A 20,372-nucleotide genomic window follows, 5' to 3' on the forward strand; every position below is an offset into this window, starting at 1 on the left:
GAAGCTGTGTTTCTAATTCGTGAATTTGTAGGTTTAATATCTGAATTTCTTCATTTGCTGGGTGTTGTCTCATGTTTTCGATTTCCTTCATCATTATTGGTGTTTTTCCTATCATAAAATCAGATAAATTTATAGGTGAAGCCTCAAACTCTTCTAACTGTAAATTTGCCATGTCGTGTGCAATAAAAGGTGTTTGAATATTGCTTCTTTTTCGCTGCTTGTCTCTTTTTTTAGTTGCTAATATTAATTCCTCTTCTTCAATGGCTTCCTGAAGCCTTTTATTTTCTTCTTCTAAGACTTTAAGACTTTCCTGAATTGTGTTTTGTTCTTCTATATGGATAGTTTCATTTTGAATTTTAACTAAGCTATCAACAATTTCATTAATGTACTCTTTATAATCTGAATTTTTAGCTAACTCTTCTAGACTTTGCATAATTAAAGAGTGGGTTTCCCAATAACGATCTGCTTTTTTTACAATTTTTTGGAGAAATTTGGAATTTGGATATTTTTTTAGAGCTAATTCTGTAAGTCTTGAAACTCTATCGCGATCTCTGAGAACGAAAAGATCTGCAAGGCCTTTGAAGGCTAATTCTCGAACATTTTTTGTCACCTCAGATTGTAAATGCGTATCGACTTCATTTACTTTATCAATCATATCTTCTGACAGTGGGGCTTCAGAATCAAGCCATAGCTCTTGCGCGATCTCTGCGAGCTTCCATTTTTTGGGGATATGAAAACTATTAAGCTTTGTTACTTGTATTTGTGCATGCGATGAGTCTACATCACTCCTATTTCTTAGCAGTAATTTTCTGTAAGTAGGATAAAGCTTTGGAGTAGCGCTGCATTTTTCTGAGAATACCTGCTCAATCGCACTCATGGAGCTTTTACGCATGCTCGAAAAAGCTATTATGTTTTTTAAATCCAGATGTTTAAGAATCCTATCGAATAAATCGGTGTTGTACTCAATCATAGCATCATTTATGATTCTTAACATAGATGTTGGCCTTCTATTAAAAATAATAGTCGTTTATCTTATAAAACTATTTCCGAAAAAGTTTGATTATTTGAATAAAGTTTTCCATCGAAATAAATAATTCTTTTTTACTGCAAATTAAAATTATATCCTACTATAAACTGTTTAATGGGTATTTTTTGTTTGTGAATGGCAGAAGCTTTAAATGTATTGGATCTAAACTTTAAAAAAGGTCGATTTAGCCATAGATTTTTCTGCTATTGGGCTTGTTATTCTATTCCCTGAAGCTGAATCATTTTAAATGTTTATTTAATACAAATTTTCGCTTTTAAAATGTCAATTTATAAGGAACAGATAGCCTTAATAAAAATGGGCAAAAGTTAAGCGTCCAGTTTTAGAAAATTTCCTACAAGATAAAGTGATAAAGGCAACTTTTTACAGATGAAAAATCAAATTACGGGGAAATTGATACCGTTTGAAGTTAAGCGTAATTTTTAAAGATTTAATTCAAAAATGACAAATGTCATTTGAGTCATTCCGTAATTCTTATTAAAGATGATGCTTGATGCGTCCTTCCTGTCTTTTAAATAGACCCTCTAAAAATTTTAAGGACGTATTTGCCTGGATTTCTTCATTCGGCAGAACATTATCTCTCGTCTATTCCTCTTCGCCAGCTTTCTAAAATAGAGTGGCAAGAAAAGCCCTTTAAAGCCAGTTAAAGTGAATTGCATCTTTTAGTTTACCAAATCGAATGGGATGGTTAGAGAAAGAACACTGATGATAACAAGAGAAAAACGAAACATCTGTTGTGCCCATTGTTGATCATTAGAAGTTTTTAAACCCCTCAATCCCATGAGTAGCCATGTCAGACCTAATCCGATTGTCAGAATCAAATAAAGAGATCCGGTAAAATGGAAAAATGTTAATAAGCTGGATGTCAATGTGAAGATAATAATATACAAAAGGATGCGAATTTTTGTTATTTGAATTCCTTTTTTCAGGGGTAAAACAGGAATATTAGCTGCCGAATAGTCTTGCAGACGATAGATAGCAATAGAAAAAAAATGGGGCATTTGCCAAAACACCATCATGGCAAATAAAATAAAAGCCCCTAAATCTAATTGATTGCTGACTGCACAATAACCAACAAGAGGTGGAACAGCTCCTGCTAGGCTTCCTATCGCCGTTCCGTAAACTGTCCGACTTTTCCAAATACTATAAAAGAAAACATAAATAATAAATCCCAATTCAGCGATAACTAGCGTTAAAAGATTGGTATAGAAATATAAAATAATAGCTCCAACGATTGCTAAGGCTAATCCAAATATAATAGCTTGCTTTTCAAAAATTACTCCTATCACAAGGGGTCTGTTCTGAGTTCGCTTCATGAGTCGATCTTTTTCAAGATCAATGTAGTTATTAAATACACATCCAGAAGCCATGATGAAAGCTAAACCCAGGATTGTTGAAAGAAAAAGTCCGAATTGAAATTGCCCTTTTGAAGCTAATAAAAAACCAGCCATCACTGTGACGAGGTTGCCAAAAATAATTCCTGGCTTAGTCAATAATAAATAGTAGTTAATCATGTGTCATTTCTTGTGTCATATACCCCATCATGCGTTCATTCAAATCATGCATAATCCAAAGTGATCCGATAACGACGATGAGTAAAATTAATATTGTAAAGCCTAAAGCAATGCTTTCCCACCGGGGTTTAGGTTCTTGCCCAATATGCAAAAAGAAGACTAGCTGAACAAATGTTTGTGTTAGGGCGAAACCTATCAAGGTATAAACTAAATCTTGTCCGTTTAAAATTTTAAAAAAAACAAAAGAAAAGGAAAGGAGTGTTAAGATTAACGAGGCTGTAAAGCCTATGACATAAGATTTAATTGTTCCATGCCATTCTTTCTTTACATCATCTAAATTTAGTTCATGACACATTTAAGCTACTCCCAGTAAATAAACAAATGTAAATATCGAAATCCAAATTAAATCAAGAAAATGCCAAAATAAGCTAAACAGGGCTAGACGGCGAAAGGTGGAAAGCGTAATACCTTGATAAATGACTTGAGCAATCATCACGATCATCCATAATAATCCAAATGTAATGTGCAACCCATGCGTTCCTACGAGAGTAAAAAAAGAGGACAAAAAGGCGCTTCTATCAAAGCCATTCCCTTCTCGAATCAGAAGAGAGAGCTCTTGAATTTCTAAGAAAAGAAAGCTACTTCCTAAACAGAATGTAATAATCAACCATCCGATCACATATTTTTTTTGATCTTTAACGGCAGCGAGCATGCTTAATCCACATGTCATACTACTCAATAGTAAGATCAATGTTTCTATAAATGCTGTTGGCAGTTGGAATAGTTCGTGTGAAGAAGGGCCTCCAAACGTACTTTTATGTAAAACTGCATAGGTACAAAAAAGAGTGGCAAAAAGTAAACAATCTGTCATTAAATACATCCAAAATCCGAAATACGTTTTAGAAAACGTATCTTGATGTGGATCTGGAGCACGAATATCGGGTTGCCGATCAAGGGTATCTTGATGATGAACTATTAAAGATGAACTCATTGGTTTTATTACCTCTTTGAATAGGAAGCTTCTATTTTTTTGATTTCAGCAGCAGTAATGACTTCATGAGGATCATCGTGAGATAATCGAACAATCAGACAAGCTAGAATTCCGACAAAACTTCCTAAAGCAAGCCACCAAATATGCCATGTCATTGCAAATCCGAAAATCAAACTTAAAGTTCCTATATAAAAAGCCATAGGGGTGTTTTTAGGTAAATAGATATCTTCATAATTTTTTTTCTGTTCGGGTGCGACACCTCTTTTAATTGCCCAAAGAGGATCGATTTGATCGACTGTGGGGATAATGGCAAAATTATAAATGGGAACAGGAGAAGGAATAGACCATTCTAGAGTTCTTCCATTCCATGGATCGCCACCTGTACTATCCCAATTCTTTTTGCGATTTTTAATACTCCAAAATAATCCAAAAAATTGAATAAATGCTCCACATGCTATGATAAAAGCTCCAAAAGCAACAATCAAGAAGAGAGGGTGCCATCCTGTCGAAACATCATAGTGATCTAATCGTCTTGTCGCTCCCATGAAACCAAGCATATAAAGAGGCATAAAGGCTAGCAAAAATCCACTTAGCCAACACCAAAAAGCATATCTATTTAGTTTTTCATCCAACATAAAACCCGTAAACTTGGGAAACCAATAAGTAAATCCTGCAAAAAATCCAAATAGAACACCGCCAATTACCATTCCATGAAAATGGGCAATTAAAAATAAACTATTATGAACTTGGTAATCAACGGGAGGGGAAGCTAGTAAAATACCTGTCATTCCAGCAATTGTAAAATTTAACAAGAAAGCGAAGAACCAAAGCATGGGAGAGGTAAAATGAACCCGCCCTCGAAATTTTGTGAAGAGCCAATTAAAGATTTTAACACCTGTTGGAATAGCGATAATCATCGTCAAAATCCCGAAAAGGGCATTGACATGTGGGCTAGCTCCCATTGTAAAGAAATGGTGGACCCAAACGACAAAAGAGAAAAAAGCAATTAAAACGAGAGCCCAAACCATGGAGACATACCCAAATAACCTTTTTTCTGAAAAAGTGGGAACAATTTCAGAGAAAACTCCAAAAATGGGTAAAATCAGAATATAGACCTCCGGATGCCCCCATGCCCAAATCAAGTTCACATACATCATCGGGTTTCCCCCACCACCAGTCGTAAAAAAGTGCATGTCTAGGTAACGATCTAGCGAAAACATAAATAAAGTTGCAGTTAAAATTGGGAAGGCAAAGATAATTAAAACCATCGAGCACAAACTACTCCAAACAAAGATAGGCATCTTCATTAAAGTCATTCCAGGACAGCGCATTTTTAGGATGGTTACGAGAAAATTAATCCCGGAAAGTGTGCTTCCGATTCCTGAAATTTGTAACATCCAAATCCAGTAATCAACTCCTTCGCCGGGACTGTATTCTAGAGCCGAAAGAGGAGGATAGGCTAACCATCCGGCTATTGAAAATTGACCAATGGCAAGTGAAATGAGTGTTAGCATTGCCCCGGCTGTAAAAAGCCAGAAGCTAACCGCATTTAAGAAGGGGAAAGCAACGTCTCTAGCGCCGATTTGCAAAGGAATAATTAAATTTAAAAGTCCGAAGACTGCTCCCATGGCTACAAAAAAGATCATTGTTGTTCCATGGGCAGAAAAAACTTCTTGAAAATGTGTAGAAGAAATAAACCCTTGAGAATCTCCGACAGATAAGGCTTGTTGCAATCTAATCATTAAAGCATCTGTAAATCCTTTAAAAAACATGATCAATACAACAATAATATACATAATTCCGATGCGTTTGTGGTCAACTGTCGTGATCCATTCATTCCAAAGCCATTTCCATCTTTTAAGATAAAAAATCAGGCCAATCAAAGCGATACCGCTGATAAGCATCATCACCACGGCAAAATTTTGACTAGATTCATGTTTAAAAGATTCTAAAGTAAGTTTACCAAACATATTTTAATTATTTCTTTTGAGGGTACATGTATTTATCAATTGTTAGTTCAAAAAGAGAATTTTCTTCTAATCGATAAATTTCTACTGGATTGTTTTTACTGGGTTTTGCGATTAGATTATATTCGTTTTGATTTAGAATATTGTTCGATTGTTTCGCAGAAGTTAACCATTGTTGGTACTCTTCTTCTGTTGAAGATCTTGTAATGAAATTCATCCCTGAAAATCCTTCTCCACTTAAATTTGCAGAAGATCCTCGATAATCTCCTGTGTGATTAGCAATTAAGTAAAGTTCGGTCTGCATACTCGGCATTGCGTAAATTTGTCCTCCAAGTTCAGGGATCCAAAATGAGTTCATGGGGGCATCGGCAGTAATTTCAAAATGAATCGGGGTGTTTTGGGGGATTTGTAGAAAATTGATAGTAGCAATTTTTTCTTCAGGATAGATAAAAAGCCATTTCCATTGCAAAGCGATGACTTGAATAGTGATTTCTTTTTTATCTGAGATAATGGGCTTATAAGGATCGAGTTCAGCTGTTTTTACCCATGTTAAAACGCTCAGAAATATTATTAAGACTAAGGGAATGCCCCACCAAATAAATTCTGCAAATTTGTTATCAACTAAATCTGGATCATATTTCCCCTTGGGGTTATCTGCACTATATTTCCATGAAAAAACAAATGTTAAAATGTAGACAGGAACAACCACCAAAAGCATTAAGGCTTGAATTATCAGAAGAAGATTTCGTTCTTTGACAGCAATCCACCCTTCTGGAAATAAAATGGCGATAAATTCTTTGAAATGTAAAATCTCTAGAACCTGCATAATCAAAATCAAAAACAAGATTAAGCCGGTAAAAAATAGCATGTAGAAGACAGATTTTCTAGCTGCTTTCATCTTTAAGTTTATTCCTTTAATTAGAGCGAGATTTATGGAGAATTTCCACTCAATAACTAAATGATTTGCCAATAAGAATTAATTATCTGGTTTAATCGACGCGTTTAAGATTTGCTATCACGCATCGATTTATCTCTAACTATTATACATTTATTTTTGAATGGTATAAATTTTCAAAATAATCATATCTGCGGTTTTATGGCTATTAAAACTTACAAAAAGAAGATGAATTGATGGAAAAATACGTATACAGACTATTTAAAGGGGTTTTATGCGTGAAGTAATAAGAGGATGGAAGGATGAGTCATATTTTAAAATTAGTGATTTGTTTGTTGATTTGCGTCGGAGGAGGTTGGGCATGTGGCTGGATCACTTCCTCTAGTGTTCATCAGTGGTATCCAACGCTTATAAAATCATCTCTTACTCCTCCTAATATTGTCTTTCCTATTGTTTGGACCTTCCTTTATGTATTTATGGCTATTGCATTATATTTGATTTGGATCAGTCCTACAAAAAATAAAAAGCCTGCTTTTTTTATTTTTGGTGTGCAACTTATTTGTAATTTTCTTTGGTCGTGGATTTTTTTCTATTTACAACTCCCTTTTATAGCTTTATTGAATTTGATGATTTTATGGGGATTGGTTTTAAACACAATAAACGTGTTTTATCAACACTCTAAGCTGGCTAGCCAACTTTTATGGCCTTATTGGATTTGGATAAGTTTCGCTTGGTACTTAAATGCATTTATTGTTTTTTATAATTAATATGCGTTAAAGAAGAAGCTTCCAGGGAAATAAGGCGATTAAGCAGGATGAATAGGACAAATAAAGGAAAGATCAATCGAAAAAGAGAAGGGATAATTATTCCTCCTCTTATTTTAAAAATTAAACAAACAGGGAATGTGCATAATCAGTTCTGCTAGATGCAAAAAGTTTTGGGAAGAGATTAGCAGCAATGACTAGAGATATACTTGTTAGAGGGAAGCGGTAACCTAAAGAAGCTGCGAGGGCAAAACTTCCTGCATAGGAAATGCTAGTTCTCAAAGCTTCTCCTACAAAACTTAGCTCCTGCCGATTATTTCCAAATTTTTGAAATAGAGGACTAATCGCTCCATGAATCAAGGTAGCAGTGATTGCCATAGCACCACGTAAAGAGGATGCTTTTTCATTGTTGAGGATTAAGAAACCAACTGCAAAATTGAAAGCTCCCGAAATACAAGCCGCTTTAGCAGTATTTTCTGGTATGTGGCTAGCATAATTAGAAATAGTGTTTGCCGTTGAATGATAGATAGATTGCATACTCATAAAAATTTTCCTTTTTTGTGTGTTAAACTCTCTTATGGTAGGAGAACTGCATTAATAGATGATAAATTTAAACTTAAATACTTATTTTTTATTATCAGCAAATATTCAAAGAAGTTTGTCACAAAATTTAAGTAAATAGAAGGTAAAAAAGAAAGATAATTTGAAAAATGAGGGGGTAATTATCCCCCTCATTTTAAAATTTAAGCGATCATACGATGTGTCAATTTACTTGTGCAAGGTGTGCCAAGAAGATATGGGAAGAGATTAGCAGCAACGACTATAGATATACTTTTTAGAGGGAAGCGGTAACCTAATGAAGCTGCGAGGGCAAAACTTCCTGCATAGGAAATACTAGTTCTCAAAGCTTCTCCTACAAAACTTAGCTCCTGCCCATCTTTTTCAAGTTTTTGAAATAGAGGACTAACCGCTCCATGAATCAAGGTAGCAGTGATTGCAATAACACCATATACAGAGGATGCTTTTGCATTATTGAGGATTAAGAAACTAACAGCATAACTGAAAGCTCCCGAAATAGCAGCCGCTTTAACAGTATTTTTTGGTATGTTGCTAGCATAATTAGAAATAGCGTTTGATGTTGAATGATAGATAGATTGAATACTCATGAAAATTTTCCTTTTTTTTTGTTGAACCCTTTTATAATAAAAAACCTATGTTAATAAATTATAAATTTAATGTTAACAATTTGATTTTTGTAGTCAATAAGTACTATAAATTAAGATTTATTGGCAATCAAGAGATTAGAATGAATATAACAAATAAAAGTTAGGTTGAAAAAGGAAGCACAGTAACTCCTTCGTTTTAAAGTATGGTGTTAGGGGGGGAGTACGATAATTGTTTGATTAACTTTAGCTAGACTAAATAAATTTAGTAAGAAATTAGTAGCAACCACTATAGATAGGCTTTTTGAGGGAAGTGGTAGCCTAAAGAAGCTGTGAATGCAAAGCCTTCTTTCCAAAAATTAACTAATAGAAATCATATCGAAATTTTTGAAACAAGAGATTATTGCTTCTTGTGTCAGGGAAGCAGTGATTAACCTAGCATCCATATCTGTGGATTTTACAGGATGGGTGAAATTGTGCGGCTCCTATTTAATGGTAAAACGCGCACTATAAAAAAGGTGAGTTAAGAGGAGATTGTGTTTTTCAAAATATTAAAACATCCTGCGTGATTTTTGATCAATTTGATGAGATTTAAGAGAATTTTTGCATTCATCAAGGTTAATTCAAAGATGTGACTATTTAGATAGGTTTTTTACCTAAATAACTTACTAACAAATTATTAATAAATATTGGCATGTTATTTTTTTGCTGTTCATCTGCCCACTTTAAACAATCCTCATTACTTGCAAGGTTTCAAAATAATGGATTGGTGAATTCGCCTATGTATAAGTATATAATAATAACTTCAACAAATTATGTTTAAATGAAGTATTTTGCCAAAAATAACCCCAAAGTCTGTTAAAGCTTTGAGTTTTTTTATAGGACTCGATTTACGAGAGTGTTTTTTTGTATTGGATTAATCTAATTAGTGGCTGTGTTTGTCATAGAATGATAAATTGGATTAATAATATTTATTATAAAATCTTTTGGTTATTAAAAATTTATTGATAATAAATCTTCAATAAAATTTTATGTTTCTTAACAGATTATTTTATTATGAGAAAACATATCGAATTTTAGGTGAACTCTAAATTTTTTTCTTTTTGCATAAAATTTTTCGGCCATCACAAATTTCTCAATTAATTTAGCATCCAAAAATAAGGCTTTATGAAACTTCGATCTCTCTTTTTTAGCTTACTTTTTATAAGTCTCAGTATCTTACTTTTATTTTTTCTTGTTAGAGCTTGGATGCAAAAAGATATTTTTGAAGAAGATCAAAACCTTGTTTGGGTAGGGGCTATTATCGACAATCATGATCAATTGATTCCTTCTTTTCTACAAACGATCGAAAAATTGTATTATGATAAAGCAAAAATGCATTTGCAAATAGATAGTTGTAACCAAAATAAGCATGTAAGAAAAAATGTGATGCAGTGGGTGGAAAAAAATAGGAAATTTTATCAGAGTCTTGTTTTTGTGGATCATACTTCAAGCATAGATGAAAAAAAACATTTTATTGAAAAAAATAAAGTGCTTGCAAATATTAAAAATGGGTATTTGGCTAATTGTCAACAGCAAAGCTGCAATTATTGTTTGATTTTATCTTCCGATATGCTTATTGCTCCTCATACGTTAAAATATCTAATAGAAAAAGATAAGCCCATTATTAGTCCGCTTTTAAGGCCTTTTCCACAACCTCATGATCCTTACCGTAATTTTTTTTGCGATGTAACGGAAGAGGGATATTACAAACACCATGAAGACTATCTAGCAATTGCAAATCGACAAAAACTTGGAACTTTTCGAGTCCCTTGTGTGCATGGTGTTTATTTGATTCAAGCTTCATTCTTAAGTCAGCTGAGCTTTACCGAAGGATTTAAAAATTATGAATTTTTAGCATTTTCTACATATGCTCGAAAAAAAAATATGGGTCAATTCATTTGCAATGAAAGGGAATTTGGCTTTCTCATGCATTTAAGCGATGATGCAACATTAGATCAACAGAAAAACTTTAAATTAGTGAATGCAGAAAAAGAAATTACACCTGCAATTTTTCATTCCATTCTTTCTCCTTATTTTGCAAATGACTTTTATTTGAGTGAAATTGCAAAAGATTTTAATCTGGATCAATACCAAATTTATCGTGTTTACAATCGAGACCTTTTTTTACTAGACGAAAACAATGATCGCATTAAAAGTCATACCATTAAGCAAGGTGCTAATTGGGAAGAACATTTTTATTCTCAGTTTCAAAAATATGTAAAACCGGACACAATTGCGATCGATGTGGGTGCACATATAGGTACACACACCTTAGCTCTCTCAAAATTAGTGGGAGAAAAAGGAAAGGTTTATTCATTCGAACCACAAGCCAAAATATTTTGTGAACTCGCCATCAATATGTATTTAAATAATTGTCATCAAGTAGAGCTTTTTCACAAAGCTTTAGGGGTAAAAAAGGAGTGGAAAGCAATGCATATTCTTAAAGAAGGATATGAAATGGTTTCTTCTCCTTTTTATTTAGACAATAAAAATAAAGTCCAAATTGTCGAGCTAGATAATTTTCATTTACACAATATTTCATTGATTAAAATCAATGTAGAAGGATTTGTGATGGAAATTTTAGCCGGAGGATGGGAAACAATCCAAAGAAATAAACCTGTCATGATCGTCAAAATCTCTAACAATGAGCAAAAACAAAATAAAATTCAAACCATTGAAAGTTTTGGATATGCCAGTTCAAATTTATCCGGTAATGATTATTTATTTATCCCGTTAGAACAGTTAGGATTGCTAGAAGAACCAAATTAAAATGATATCTAATTACTCATGAAAATAACATTCAAATATTTCCATTATTGTTTATTCTTCTTTACTTCTATTTTATCAGCACAAAATCCAACACCTGCTATTAACCAGGAGCCAGCTCCGTTATCTATTGTTTGGGAAGGGTCTTTTTTAGACTTGGGAAGTTTGTCTCTTGTCAATCAAAGTTTTTCAAAACAATTAATGCAGGTACCGGAAGTTAAATTAACTTGCGTATCAAATAAAAATTTAAGTTCCTTGCAAACTTTAGCAGATCCCAGAGTAATTGATGAATTGAAAAATTGGGCTCACATTGTAAAAATAGAATCTACCCAAGAAGCTCAAATTACAGTGCGACATAGTTGGCCTCCTAATTGGCAAGTACCTAAAAAAGGAAAATGGGTTTTAATGCAGCCTTGGGAGTATGGGTATATCCCTTTAGAATGGGTTGAAAATATTAAAAAAGTTGATGAAGTTTGGGTTCCCACGCATTTTGTTAAGCGTGAATTTGTAGAGTCTGGTGTTCCAGAAAGTAAAGTTGTTGTGATACCCAATGGGGTTGACTGTCTGACATTTAATCCTCAAATTGAACCTTTTCCTCTCAAAACAAATAAAAAATTTAAATTCCTTTTTTTAGGAGGCACAATTTATCGAAAAGGTCCTGATTTACTTCTGAAAAGTTATTTAAAAACTTTTACTAACTTCGATGATGTCTGTTTGGTTGTCAAAGATGTGGGAGTTAAAGAGGCGTATGCAGGACAAACATATGAAAAAATGTTTAAAGAGTTTCAAAACAATCCTAATGCGCCCGAAATTATTTATCTTGATGAAAATTTAACCGCGAATCAAATTGCAAGTATTTATAAAGCCTGTGATTGTTTAGTACACCCCTATAGAGGAGAGGGATTTGGTCTCCCAGTTTTAGAAGCGATGGCTTGTGGTTTGCCAGTTCTTGTGACTAAAGGGGGAGCAACAGATGATTTTGTGACAAATGCCTATGGGTGGCTAATTCCTTCTTTTAAAAAATCGATAGGCTTACATTTTAGTGGTTACACGCTTGCAGGGGAAGGTTGGTTAATGGAACCAGACATAGAGGCTTTGTCAATGCAAATGCGTTGGATTGCTAATCATCCCTCTATTGCAAAATCTAAAGGTGCGGCTGCGAGTCAGTATGTTAAAGAGCATTGGACTTGGAAAAAAGCGGCTGAACAAGCTTTAAATCGTTTAAAATTAATCGCTAATTAGCAACTGTATTTAAGCTTTAAAAAAAAGATTGAACTGACTTTATCCACTAGTCTCAATGCCATGTGCTCTCATTTGGAAGGAAGTGTTCGCCGGAATAAAGGGGAAAAATTTGGGATTCTCCTTGACATGGCGCTAGTTTGGATGGAGATGAAGATCTCTTAGATGCTCCTATAAGTTCAAATTTTTCTTTGCCGTCAACTTAGCTAGCACTATTATTGATATGATCTTACGATGTGTGGATTTTTTGAAACTTAGAGTTCAATATTTGGCAAATTCTTGCGCTTACAAAATTTTTTCCTCATAGGTAAATTTCAAGCAAAAAATTTTGTTATGTAATCTCGATAATTTAGAATTTCCTTTGAAATTTCTCATTTCATTCGCTTTTTTAAAAAATTGAGAACATACGTTTCTTCAAAACTAAGTTCCATGACTAAATCTACAGATTTTTTGCTTGGGCGCTTTGTCCTCTTAAATAAAGTTTGATCTAAGTAAGCATTAAAGACTTCTGGATGGACATAACTTTTGCGGCAAATGGCTGGGGTATTGCCTAACTTTTTAGCCACTTTTTCTATGGCTTGGACAATGTTGCGCTTTGCTTGCGCATGTGAGTCAAAGTGTTCGAATTCTTGCAAAGCAAAGACAGTCAACACTGTTCCTGCCCATGTACGGAAATCTTTAGCTGTAAAATGATCGTTTGTGATCATACGTAAATATTCATTAACATCTGTAGAACTGATGGATACAGGCATGGCATTTTCATCCATGTATTCAAAAAGCTCTTGTCCCGGCAAATCTTTACAACGCTTGACAATTTTTGCTAGACGTTTATCGTATAGAGTGATGGTATGCTGCTTTCCACTTTTACCAAAAAATTTAAAAGTCATTTTTGTTCCTTCAATCGAAACATGACGATTTTGTAGGGTTGTTAATCCAAAAGAATTATTTTCTTTTGCATATGCTTCATTTCCTACACGGATGAGCGTCATTTCTAATAAATAAACGACTACAGCCAAAATTTTTTCTTTTGACATCTCAGTTAAAGATAAATCTCGTTTGATTCGTTTTCTGATTGTAGGGAGTGCTTGAGCAAAAGCGATCATCTTGCCATATTTGGTTTCATCGCTAACTTCTTTCCAAAGTGCATGGTAACGGTATTGTTTACGACCCTTCGCATCCCGTCCGGTAGCTTGGATATGACCATTAAGACTCGGACAGATCCAAACATCTGTATAGGCAGGAGGAATAGCTAAAGCTTGAATACGTTTAATTTCATTAGAATCGATAATAATTTTGCCATTGCTATCTTTATATATAAACTGTTTGCCTTTACGCTCTCGCGTAATTCCATGTTTGAAATTGTTCACGTAAGTTAAATTAGCGACTTCAGCTAATTTTTTCGGATCAATTTCTGTGCAAGCTTCGGGCTTTATTTTAATTTTCTTCATCGTAAATCTAATTTTAGTTGCTAAACCATCGCTTATCCTGCCCTATAAAAAATTTGGATTTGAGTTGCTTTAATAGGGAGATAAAAATGATAAGATATCTTTTGCCTAGAAGTTAAGCAAATTAATTTGTAATCACTTTACCAAATTAAGAGAAATCGATTTAGAAATTAAAATCTTCATCAGATTTAGTAAAAAAATATTGATTTGGCTTGGATTTTAACTTTTTAGATAGAAGCAAACATAACATGTTTTTGACATAGTTGCTCAAACTTTTAATTTTTTTAGAAGAGTCTAATTTTAAGCAAGGCTAGTTTATTTTTTAAAGCTAGTATTTTTAATGTATGGCTATATAATTTTTTTAAGAAATAAACTAAAAAAATTATAAGTCAATCGAACCCCTGTTTAATTTTTTTTAAATATAAGATCAAGCTCAGTTTGTAGTTTGAAAATGGCTAGCTCCTTCGCTTTAGCCTCAATTTCAATTGTCATTGCCGGAAAATCGAACCAACAGGTAGGGAAATCTTGAATATCAATATAGTCATGATGCCTTTCTCGTTTTGGTCCATTCCAGCCCTCTAAAGGAGAAGATATATGGAAAAGGGGTTCTCGATCCCATGTTTTATAAGCCTGAATGCTTGCTTGTTCTATGGACAATTCATCGGGTAAACAACGATGGTGATGAACATCATAAACTAGGGGGATTTTGAGTTGTTGACAAAGGGAAAGCAGATCTTGGGGAGTAAAACACCGATCATCATTTTCTATTGTTAAACGTGTGCGAACGCGTTTTGATAAACGTTCAAATCGCTCTGCAAAATTAGTTAGAGCCTTTGCTTTATTTCCGTATGTTCCTCCTGCATGAATGTTGATTACATCTGCTCCTAATAATTCTGCTATTTCTCCATGGTATTCTAGTTCTTGAATAGAATTTTTGACGACATGCTCGTGAGGGGAGTTAAGAACGACAAATTGATCAGGATGAAAGGTTAGCCGAACAGCATTTGTTTGAGCTAATTTTTTGCAGTATTCAAATTTTTGGAAAATAAGCGCAGCTTCTGGTAATTGCTCAAGGTGATAACCATATTGAAAATGTTTAAATAAAGGAAGAAATTCACTGTGAATTCGAAAACTCCCAATATTAAATTGTTTACAATATTCAATAGCAGCTATCAACGTATTTAAATTACTTAAGATTAATGTACTTAAAAAATTTAAATAAGGTTCGCCTCGATTATTTAATCTTGCAATATACGCCACAGTTGTCGTGCGAAACTTAATTGGAGCTTCTTTAAAAATACAACACAGTCCCCATCTAATTTTATGCATTGGATATTCCCTTGTCGTGATCATCTATCGTTTATACATGTACAATACTATCATAAAAAAATTGGCTAGACTAGAGATCTAGTTTGCTTTTGCCCGGAAATAAAGATTTAAATATCAAATTTTGCTAATTCCCAATCATCCTAATCTATTCTATTTTTAATCGTTGAAGCAATTGTTGTTTTTCGAATTTTTCATCGATTTGGAGATACTTAGTTTGCTGCCTTCTTTCTCTTAAATGAGATAAATTTAGGAAAAGTTCCTTTTTAGTTCCTTTTTGAACTATTTGATCAGCGTGATAACTAATATGAGTCATTAAGCAAAAAAATCTCATTTTAGTTTTCAATCCTCGCTATCCATTTCTTAAGAATCTGAAAACTTTTTTGCAAAAACATGCGAATTCTTCCTGGTAAAAATACGACAAAAATATTACGAACTAGCTTCTAGAAACGACCGCGTTGACAAGGAAAGCTTTTGTGATTAATAGCCTAAGGGTTCAAATGTTTTTCTGTTCAACTGGATGTAGGGATAGAATAAGGAGGTTTAGAAGAATATTTTTTAGAGGACTGAATGGAAGAAAAACTGTTATTGATGCTGCGTGAGTTTTTTTTGATACTCATGCAAGCATCACAACATTTGATGAAACTCCGGATGCTAGATTCGAACTAGCGACCAATGGATTAACAGTCCACTGCTCTACCGCTGAGCTAATCCGGAATATTTAAGAAGTGCTTATCTTAGAAAAATCGTCATTTAAAGACAACATCTTTTTAATTTTATTCTTAAAATAAATTTAAGGATATTTTGAGAGATTTTAAAATCCGATCAAAATAAAAAAGGGAAGAACAACATGTTCTTCCCTTTACTCTTAAGAAAAGCAAGAATGGATTAATAATCCATGCCGACAGGTGCCGCAGGAGCAGGTTTCTCTTCTGGGATGTCTGCAACAATAGCCTCTGTTGTTAGTAACATAGCAGCAACAGAAACGGCGTTCTCTAACGCGCAGCGAACAACTTTAGTAGGATCTAAGATACCGGCTGTGATCATGTCTACATATTCGCCTGTTAATGCGTTATATCCTTCTTTTTCTTTCATTTTTTCTACAGCTTGCAAAATGATGGCACCTTCTTGTCCTGCATTTTCAGCAATTTGACGAAGGGGAGCACTTAACGAGCGCGCCATGATTTTAGCACCTGTTTTTTCATCGCCTTCTAAACTGTCAGCTAAACTATTAACAGCTGGAATGCAACGAATAAAGGCTGTTCCACCGCCAGGAAGAATCCCTTCTTCTACGGCTGCAGCGGTAGCTCTTTGTGCATCATCTACACGGTCTTTCTTTTCTTTCATTTCGATTTCTGTAGCAGCTCCGACATGAATCACAGCAACTCCACCGACGAGCTTAGCAAGTCGTTCTTGAAGTTTCTCTTTATCATAGTCTGAAGTGCTTTCTTCAATTTGACGTTTGATTTGTGAAGCGCGATCAAGAATAGCCGCTTTTGTTCCAGCCCCTTCAACAAGGGTTGTTTCATCTTTTGTTAAAACAGCTTTTTTAACACGACCTAACTGTTCGATTGTTGTTGTTTCCAATTTTAAACCGATTTCTTCACTGATGAGTTCTCCACCAGTAAGAATGGCAATATCTTGTAACATGGCTTTACGACGATCACCAAAGCCGGGTGCTTTAACAGCACAAACTTTTAAACCTGCACGTAGGCGGTTGACAACAAGCGTTGCAAGAGCTTCACCTTCAATATCTTCAGCGATAATAAGAAGAGGGCGGCCTGTTTCCACAACGGCTTGTAGAAGCGGAATAATTTCTTTAATCGCACTGATTTTTTTCTCATAAATTAAGACATAGGCATCTTCTAAGATACATTCTTGAGATTCCGAATTTGTCATGAAATAAGCGGATAAATAACCTCGATCAAATTTCATTCCTTTGACGACATCAAGTTCAGTTTCAAATCCTTTGCCTTCTTCAACAGTGATTGTTCCATCACGGCCAACTTTTTCAATCGCTTGAGCAATCATTTCTCCGATTTCAGCATCGTTATTAGCAGAAATAGTGGCTACTTGTGCGATTTCATTGCGATCATCAACTGTTTTGCTTCTTTTTTTGAGCTCTTGAACAATAACTTTAACAGCTTTTTCCATTCCACGTTTTAGATCAAGGGGGTTAGCACCTGCTGCTACATTTCTAAGTCCTTCAGAGTAGATTGCTTCGGCTAACACTGTTGCAGTCGTAGTTCCATCGCCAGCTTTATCAGCTGTTTTACTAGCAACTTCTTTAACCATTTGTGCGCCCATATTTTCGAACTTATCTTCCAGTTCGATTTCTTTAGCAACAGTGACTCCGTCTTTTGTGATATGGGGAGTTCCATAAGATTTGTCAATAACGACATTACGTCCTTTAGGACCGAGGGTAACTTTAACAGCGTCAGCTAAAGTACGGACACCTTTTAAAATTTTTTGTCTGGCATCTTCTTTAAATTTAATAATTTTAGCGGCCATTTGAAATCTCCTGTGAATGTGAATAATTAATTATTTTTCTACAATGGCAATGATATCATCGGCACGAAGAATCACTAACTCTTCATCATTTAGAGTTATTTCTTGACCCGAATATTTTTCCATAAGGATCACATCACCGATTTTGACAGGCATGGGAACTAAGGTACCGTTTTTATCTTTTTTACCTGTTCCAATTGCTATGACTTCTGCCTGTTCTTGTTTCTTTTTTGCAGTATCGGGGAGAATGATTCCTCCTTTTAACTTCTCTTCGGCGGCTAAGCGGCGAACAAGAACGCGATTTCCTAAAGGTTTTAGTTTCGTGATTTGAGAGACTGTTTGAGTTTGTGTCATAGGGATCTCCTATATTTATTAAGTTAAAAGTTAATGTTAGATTCCGCACTAACTATCTAATGGTGATTGAGGTAGTCAATATAGCCGGCTAAGTTTTTTTTAGCAAGTGAATTAGCAGTGAATCAACTTAATTGCTAATTTTTTTAGTTTCTAACTAAAGTTACATGCCGACAAGAAACCTATTTTTCTGTCGGCAATTAGGTAGGTTAGACTTTGACGTCCGCCAATAAAGATTCAAGTTCATTCAGAAGTTGATCAAATTTTTGAATAGTAGATTTGACAGGAAGGGGAGATTCCATGTCAATACCTGCCATCTTTAACATTTCGATAGGGTATTGGCTGCAGCCTCCTTTTAGAAAGTTCAGATAGTTTTCACGATCTTGTTGTTGACCATTAACAACTTTGTCTGCTATGGCAAGAGCTGCACTAATCCCAGTTGCATACTGAAATACATAAAAATTATAATAAAAATGAGGAATACGAGCCCATTCAATATCGATTGCTTCATCAATTACAACGTCGGGGCCAAAATATTTATGATTGAGTTTACGATATTCTTGTTTAAGAAGCTGAGGTGTGAGAGGAATATCTTGTTCTACTTGTTCATGGATTAAAAGTTCAAATTCAGCAAACATTGTTTGTCTAAATAAAGTGGCTCGAATATCCTCAATTTTCTGATTGACTAAGAAAATTTTCTCAATAGGATCTTGACAGCGATTAATAAGTAAACGACTCAAAAGATCTTCATTAAAAGTTGAAGCCACTTCTGCTAAGAAAATAGGATAGTCGCTATATTGATAGGGTTGTGTGCGGCGACTATAAAGGCTGTGCATGCTATGGCCAGCTTCATGAGCTAATGTAAATACATCTCTTAAAAGATTCTTATAATTCATAAGAATATAAGGCATACTGTCAAAACATCCACTAGAATAAGCACCCGAACGCTTATTTCGGTTTTCGTAGCGATCTACCCAACGCTCTTCTTTTAATCCTTTCGCCAATAAAGATTGATATTCGGAACCGAGAGGAGCGACAGATTCAATGACAATATCTTCTGCCTCTTTATAAGATAAACGAATATCCACGGCACTAGTTAGAGGGACGTAAATATCGTAAAGATGGAGTTGGTCTAATTTCAAGATTCTTTTGCGCAAGCCCATATACCGATGTAAAACCGAGATTTTTTCTGTTACAGCCTCAATTAAAGCATGGTAAACAGATGTGGGTATATTTTTAGGGAATAAGGCTGATTCTAAGCAGGAAGTATAATGTCTAGAACGTGCTTGAAAAAGATGGTTTTGCACTTGACCCGAAAGGAGTTCACAAAGAGTATTTTCATAAGCTAAATACTGATGATGATACTGGTTAAAGGCTTTTTCTCTCAAAAAACGATCTTGGTCTCGAATATATAGACTATAAGTAGCATGAGACAGGGCATGTTCGCTTCCTTTATCATCTTTGATAGGAGCAAATTTAAAATCCGCATCACTAATTGCATTAAACGCTTTATAAGATGTTTGCAAAGCCTGACCGGCAAAAGCTAGTAATTTTTCATTTTCGAACGATAAGGTATGCTTTTTGGTGCGGATAATTTTTTCTAAATGAAATTTATAAGCAACTAAAGCAGGAGAGTTTAAATATTCTTCTAATTGTTCATTAGATAGAGCAAGCAATTCAGGTTGAAACCAAGAAATTTCTTGAGAAAACTTGTGAGCAATAGTCAGAATTTGCTCATAAGATTTTTTAAATATTGGATTCGCAATATCCTCGTCATGGCGTAAATGAGCATATGTATAAAGCTTAGAAAGCTCTCGATCTATGCTCATCATTAAATCTAGAGTATTTTTAACATATTCAGGGCCTCGGTGAAGTGAACCTTGTAAAGCTTGGATAGCAGGGCAAAGTGATGTTTGCTGGCTTCCAGCATTAGAAAATGTTTGAAAAGCTTGTTCCCAAGCTTCATGAGAAAGATAAAGTTCTTCTACATTCCAACGATCACTTAATGAAACTTCTTCGCGAGATTTAGTCATATTTAGCTTCCTTTGTTTCAAGAAATATCAATAATGCTTTATTTTCGATAAAGTTTTTTAAAACTGGTGATAGTATTAGTTTTTTAGTTTAAAGGGAATATTTTGATGAAAATAAAAGCTAAAATTTCAAAAAAAAGATGATTGATGAATAAGTTTTAAAGATCATTAATAAAAACTTGGTTTTTTTTAAGAAATTCGTTAGTTTTCAAGTGAATTTCATTAGATAATTTGGATTATACATAATTAAATGGTTTGAGAATCTGTTTTTAAAAAATTCAAATTTTTGATAATTAGTTTCTTAAGTTGAATAATAATAAGCTTTA

General features: G+C 34.2%; 16 protein-coding genes, 1 tRNA gene and 1 pseudogene. 3 read left to right on the forward strand and 15 right to left on the reverse strand.

Annotated features, from left to right (window positions below):
• The 6 genes and pseudogenes from TY19_RS08020 to cyoA all read right to left on the reverse strand — a co-directional run.
• Nucleotides 1–994, reverse strand: a pseudogene (locus TY19_RS08020) (hypothetical protein); the annotation flags it as partial.
• Nucleotides 995–1,707: 713 nt separating this feature from the next.
• Entirely contained in the window at nucleotides 1,708–2,559 is an 852-nt protein-coding gene (gene cyoE, locus TY19_RS08025; RefSeq protein WP_042279263.1) for a heme o synthase, read from the reverse strand.
• Entirely contained in the window at nucleotides 2,552–2,914 is a 363-nt protein-coding gene (cyoD, locus tag TY19_RS08030; protein ID WP_042279265.1) for a cytochrome o ubiquinol oxidase subunit IV, read from the reverse strand. Before cyoD ends, cyoE begins: the two co-directional genes overlap by 8 nt.
• Entirely contained in the window at nucleotides 2,915–3,550 is a 636-nt protein-coding gene (cyoC, locus tag TY19_RS08035; protein ID WP_193354004.1) for a cytochrome o ubiquinol oxidase subunit III, read from the reverse strand.
• A gap of 8 nt (nucleotides 3,551–3,558) precedes the next feature.
• A complete protein-coding gene (gene cyoB / locus TY19_RS08040) occupies nucleotides 3,559–5,520 on the reverse strand; it encodes a cytochrome o ubiquinol oxidase subunit I (protein WP_042279267.1) in 1,962 nt (653 codons plus the stop codon).
• 7 nt (nucleotides 5,521–5,527) lie between these two features.
• Complete coding sequence (gene cyoA, locus TY19_RS08045; RefSeq protein ID WP_042279503.1) at nucleotides 5,528–6,343, reverse strand: ubiquinol oxidase subunit II; 816 nt, start codon at nucleotides 6,341–6,343, stop codon at nucleotides 5,528–5,530.
• Between the two features lie 371 nt (nucleotides 6,344–6,714).
• Between cyoA and TY19_RS08050 the strand changes: the two genes are divergently transcribed.
• Nucleotides 6,715–7,179 carry a TspO/MBR family protein gene (locus tag TY19_RS08050; protein WP_011175738.1) on the forward strand — a complete coding sequence of 155 codons (465 nt, stop codon included), beginning with the start codon at nucleotides 6,715–6,717 and terminating at the stop codon, nucleotides 7,177–7,179.
• Nucleotides 7,180–7,299: 120 nt separating this feature from the next.
• Here TY19_RS08050 and TY19_RS08055 read toward each other — a convergent pair whose 3' ends face one another.
• Together TY19_RS08055 and TY19_RS08060 are read right to left on the reverse strand one after the other, a co-directional pair.
• Nucleotides 7,300–7,719 carry a hypothetical protein gene (locus TY19_RS08055; RefSeq protein ID WP_042279271.1) on the reverse strand — a complete coding sequence of 140 codons (420 nt, stop codon included), beginning with the start codon at nucleotides 7,717–7,719 and terminating at the stop codon, nucleotides 7,300–7,302.
• A gap of 200 nt (nucleotides 7,720–7,919) precedes the next feature.
• Nucleotides 7,920–8,342, reverse strand: coding sequence for a hypothetical protein (locus tag TY19_RS08060; protein WP_042279273.1), 423 nt, complete (start codon nucleotides 8,340–8,342; stop codon nucleotides 7,920–7,922).
• Nucleotides 8,343–9,587: 1,245 nt separating this feature from the next.
• Between TY19_RS08060 and TY19_RS08065 the strand changes: the two genes are divergently transcribed.
• Both TY19_RS08065 and TY19_RS08070 read left to right on the forward strand, forming a co-directional pair.
• Nucleotides 9,588–11,150, forward strand: coding sequence for an FkbM family methyltransferase (locus tag TY19_RS08065; RefSeq protein WP_158383091.1), 1,563 nt, complete (start codon nucleotides 9,588–9,590; stop codon nucleotides 11,148–11,150).
• 18 nt (nucleotides 11,151–11,168) lie between these two features.
• The gene (locus tag TY19_RS08070; RefSeq protein ID WP_042279276.1) at nucleotides 11,169–12,389 is read left to right on the forward strand and encodes a glycosyltransferase family 4 protein; all 1,221 of its coding nucleotides are present in this window, start codon (nucleotides 11,169–11,171) and stop codon (nucleotides 12,387–12,389) included.
• A gap of 368 nt (nucleotides 12,390–12,757) precedes the next feature.
• Here the strand turns inward: TY19_RS08070 and TY19_RS08075 are convergent, their stop codons facing one another.
• The 7 genes from TY19_RS08075 to pepF form a co-directional block, all read right to left on the reverse strand.
• Nucleotides 12,758–13,834: a DNA topoisomerase IB gene (locus TY19_RS08075; protein ID WP_042279278.1), complete on the reverse strand. Its 1,077-nt coding sequence runs from the start codon at nucleotides 13,832–13,834 to the stop codon at nucleotides 12,758–12,760.
• Nucleotides 13,835–14,236: 402 nt separating this feature from the next.
• Nucleotides 14,237–15,160 (reverse strand): UV DNA damage repair endonuclease UvsE, encoded by a 924-nt coding sequence (gene uvsE, locus TY19_RS08080; protein ID WP_226988452.1) that lies wholly within the window; start codon nucleotides 15,158–15,160, stop codon nucleotides 14,237–14,239.
• Between the two features lie 145 nt (nucleotides 15,161–15,305).
• Entirely contained in the window at nucleotides 15,306–15,491 is a 186-nt protein-coding gene (locus tag TY19_RS08085) for a hypothetical protein (RefSeq protein ID WP_042279282.1), read from the reverse strand.
• Nucleotides 15,492–15,802: 311 nt separating this feature from the next.
• Nucleotides 15,803–15,874: transfer RNA gene (locus TY19_RS08090), tRNA-Asn, on the reverse strand.
• A gap of 171 nt (nucleotides 15,875–16,045) precedes the next feature.
• On the reverse strand, nucleotides 16,046–17,668 hold the full coding sequence (gene groL / locus TY19_RS08095; RefSeq protein ID WP_039359294.1) for a chaperonin GroEL: 1,623 nt from the start codon (nucleotides 17,666–17,668) through the stop codon (nucleotides 16,046–16,048).
• 30 nt (nucleotides 17,669–17,698) lie between these two features.
• A complete protein-coding gene (locus tag TY19_RS08100; RefSeq protein ID WP_011175729.1) occupies nucleotides 17,699–18,019 on the reverse strand; it encodes a co-chaperone GroES in 321 nt (106 codons plus the stop codon).
• 206 nt (nucleotides 18,020–18,225) lie between these two features.
• Nucleotides 18,226–20,049 (reverse strand): oligoendopeptidase F, encoded by a 1,824-nt coding sequence (gene pepF / locus TY19_RS08105; protein WP_042279285.1) that lies wholly within the window; start codon nucleotides 20,047–20,049, stop codon nucleotides 18,226–18,228.
• Between the last annotated feature and the right edge of the window lie 323 nt (nucleotides 20,050–20,372).

The organism is Candidatus Protochlamydia sp. R18 (assembly GCF_000648255.1).
Classification (GTDB): domain Bacteria; phylum Chlamydiota; class Chlamydiia; order Chlamydiales; family Parachlamydiaceae; genus Protochlamydia; species Protochlamydia amoebophila.

Excerpts from the sequence above, each read along its gene's own strand:
- TY19_RS08050 (WP_011175738.1), top strand. The coding sequence starts at position 6,715 with ATGAGTCATATTTTAAAATTAGTGATTTGTTTGTTGATTTGCGTCGGA.
- TY19_RS08065 (WP_158383091.1), top strand. The coding sequence starts at position 9,588 with ATGCAAAAAGATATTTTTGAAGAAGATCAAAACCTTGTTTGGGTAGGG.
- cyoC (WP_193354004.1), bottom strand. The coding sequence starts at position 3,550 with ATGAGTTCATCTTTAATAGTTCATCATCAAGATACCCTTGATCGGCAA.
- TY19_RS08070 (WP_042279276.1), top strand. The coding sequence starts at position 11,169 with ATGAAAATAACATTCAAATATTTCCATTATTGTTTATTCTTCTTTACT.
- pepF (WP_042279285.1), bottom strand. The coding sequence starts at position 20,049 with ATGACTAAATCTCGCGAAGAAGTTTCATTAAGTGATCGTTGGAATGTA.
- cyoD (WP_042279265.1), bottom strand. The coding sequence starts at position 2,914 with ATGTGTCATGAACTAAATTTAGATGATGTAAAGAAAGAATGGCATGGA.
- cyoB (WP_042279267.1), bottom strand. The coding sequence starts at position 5,520 with ATGTTTGGTAAACTTACTTTAGAATCTTTTAAACATGAATCTAGTCAA.
- cyoE (WP_042279263.1), bottom strand. The coding sequence starts at position 2,559 with ATGATTAACTACTATTTATTATTGACTAAGCCAGGAATTATTTTTGGC.
- TY19_RS08085 (WP_042279282.1), bottom strand. The coding sequence starts at position 15,491 with ATGAGATTTTTTTGCTTAATGACTCATATTAGTTATCACGCTGATCAA.
- uvsE (WP_226988452.1), bottom strand. The coding sequence starts at position 15,160 with ATGCATAAAATTAGATGGGGACTGTGTTGTATTTTTAAAGAAGCTCCA.
- TY19_RS08075 (WP_042279278.1), bottom strand. The coding sequence starts at position 13,834 with ATGAAGAAAATTAAAATAAAGCCCGAAGCTTGCACAGAAATTGATCCG.
- groL (WP_039359294.1), bottom strand. The coding sequence starts at position 17,668 with ATGGCCGCTAAAATTATTAAATTTAAAGAAGATGCCAGACAAAAAATT.
- TY19_RS08055 (WP_042279271.1), bottom strand. The coding sequence starts at position 7,719 with ATGAGTATGCAATCTATCTATCATTCAACGGCAAACACTATTTCTAAT.
- TY19_RS08060 (WP_042279273.1), bottom strand. The coding sequence starts at position 8,342 with ATGAGTATTCAATCTATCTATCATTCAACATCAAACGCTATTTCTAAT.
- cyoA (WP_042279503.1), bottom strand. The coding sequence starts at position 6,343 with ATGCAGGTTCTAGAGATTTTACATTTCAAAGAATTTATCGCCATTTTA.
- TY19_RS08100 (WP_011175729.1), bottom strand. The coding sequence starts at position 18,019 with ATGACACAAACTCAAACAGTCTCTCAAATCACGAAACTAAAACCTTTA.